2 protein-coding genes are annotated in these 2,439 nt (G+C 26.6%); both read right to left on the bottom strand.

The genetic code is table 11. From position 1 onward, the window contains the following. Nucleotides 1-255: DUF4391 domain-containing protein (locus VK071_12585; protein ID HLR36149.1), on the bottom strand; the 255-nt coding region annotated here is incomplete at its 3' end. 12 nt (nt 256-267) lie between these two features. Further along, a partial coding sequence (locus VK071_12580) for a DEAD/DEAH box helicase (protein HLR36148.1) occupies nt 268-2,439 on the bottom strand: 2,172 nt, incomplete at its 5' end.

The following is a 2,439-nucleotide window of genomic DNA, read 5'->3' as shown; positions in this document are numbered from 1 at the left end:
TATATTTTTAATATTATTTTTATTGCTCAACTCTATATTAAGAACCATTATTTCACTTATGTTATAATCATCATTTTTTAATGGCATAATATTCGTTGTTGCTTTATTTAATACAGAATATATATATATAGCTTCAACATCTGATGTTAGTATATCAAACTCCTTTTTTTCTATCATCTTTTGAAACTGATTTTTAGGCATTTTTTTATTTACTATACTTTTTTTAGGTAAATCTAATATATCTTTTAATTCCATTTTTATTTTCACCTACTTTATAACTAAGAAAGATACTAATTCAAAATCGTCTTTAGACGAATTATTATCATCTAATATTGATGATTCTCCTAAACTAAATATAGATTGTATACTTACTTCTTCTTGTTTCCCTAATATATTATTTATAGCTTCATCTAACATATCTGTATACTTAGTCATATTACGACCATATCTAGTTTCTTTGTTAAATATCTTAACTAAGTCTTCTTCTATTTCACTTTTACCTTTAGATAGTTTTTTATAAAAATCTAATATTTGTTTAGTATGTACATAGTTATATTCTATTTCTCCGTCTTCATACACATATATCATATAGTATGGATGTAGAGAGTTATATTCCTCTGATAGCTCACTATCATTTGTTTGCTTTAAACAGTATATAACTCCTGGTCTTATTTCTTCATTAAGTCCACTCGACTCTAAAGAAGATATTGCATACATTCCCATAGGAGCCTTTTCTAGCTTTCTTTTATTATCTTTCATGTATTCTAATAAATCCATTTTAAAATCATTCATAGTAAGGTCTGTTATTGATATTCCACCTGATACATCTTCTAAGTTTAATACTGATTCTTGAAGTTGCTTTAACTGTTTCTTTCTGTAATCAAGATCATTCATTTTTTTATTTTCATCATACTCAATTACATTTTCTTCTCCTGTTGCTGATACGTCTAAAAGTATCATTCTACCACTTACTCTAGCTTCTAGATTTATATATTCATCTAATTCCATGTGTGGCCAGAAGTTTACAAGTTGTATTTTATCATTTTGAGAGCCTAAACGGTCTATACGACCAAATCTTTGTATAATTCTAACTGGATTCCAATGTATATCATAGTTTACTAAAAAATCTGCATCTTGTAAGTTTTGACCTTCACTTATACAGTCTGTAGCTATTAATATATCTATTTCTCCATTTATCTTTTCAAATACTTTACTTCTTTCTTTTGACTTTGGAGAGAAGTTTATTAATATATCAGACATTTCAGCTTTTATATTAGGGAAGTTAGTCTTATTCCCACCTCCACCTGTTATAAGAGCTGAGTATACGTTATAGTTTGTGTAAGCCCATTTATTTAAGTTTTCATATAAGTATCTAGCCGTATCAGCAAATGCAGTAAATATTATCACTTTTTTATTCTCTGGATTTATAGGATTTTCAATTTTATTTTGTATTACCTCTTTTATTTTTTCTAATTTAGCATCTCTTTCTACACTTATTTTTTTAGCTTCTTTTAATAAATTTTCTAGTATTTCTTTATCTTCTATTAAATCTTGCTTCCATCTTATTCTATCTACATCTGATATTAATACTTTAACTTTATTTCCAACCAGTAAATCATTTAGTTGTTCATCATTATTTATATCGTCAATAGATAAATGTTCATATTCAGGACTTATATTTTTTTCTAACCCTTCTATACCTTTTTCAACTTGGTATAATATACGTTCTAAGGTTATTGTGAAAGAGTTTATAGAGCTTTCTAGTCTCTTAAGTAAGTTTACTCTCATTAAATGTACTATACTTTGTTCTCTATCAGTTTGTTTAAATACACTCTTTCCATTTTGAACTTTTATATCATATTTTTCGCTGTATACTGCTCTCTTTTGTGGTAATACATATTGTAGTGGAGAGTATATAGCTAAATTAAGTTTTAGTATTTTTTTATTTATACTTGATATAGCTTCAAAGCTTCCTTGTGTATCTATATCAGAATGAATATTCATAGGTTTTAATCTTTCTGGGAATTTGCCTATTTCACTCATATTATAATACTTTTCTATGTGCTTTCTAGATCTTGCTATAGTTATAGTATCTAACAGCTTAAAGTAATCAAAGTTTATCATTTCTAAGAATGTTTGAGTTGTTCTATCTTTTTCAGGAAGCTTAACCCATTTATTAAATATAGTTTGCGCTTTTCTAAGTGTTGCTTCTATACTTTTTATCCCTTCATTTTCAAAATGCTTATCATTACCCTCTGTTATGAACGCTATCTGATTTTTTATATCATTCATCTTGTTGTTTACTGGTGTTGCTGATAATAATAAAACTTTAGTATTTACTCCTTTTTTTATAATTTCTTTCATAAGTCTAGAGTACCTTGTTTCTTTATCATTTCTAGCTTGATTGTTTCTAAAGTTATGTGATTCATCTATTACAAC

The sequence above is a fragment of the Tissierellales bacterium genome (assembly GCA_035301805.1).
Lineage (GTDB): Bacteria > Bacillota > Clostridia > Tissierellales > DATGTQ01 > DATGTQ01.
The sequence above is the reverse complement of the archived record's forward strand: the minus strand, read 5'-3'. Positions and strand labels throughout refer to the sequence as shown.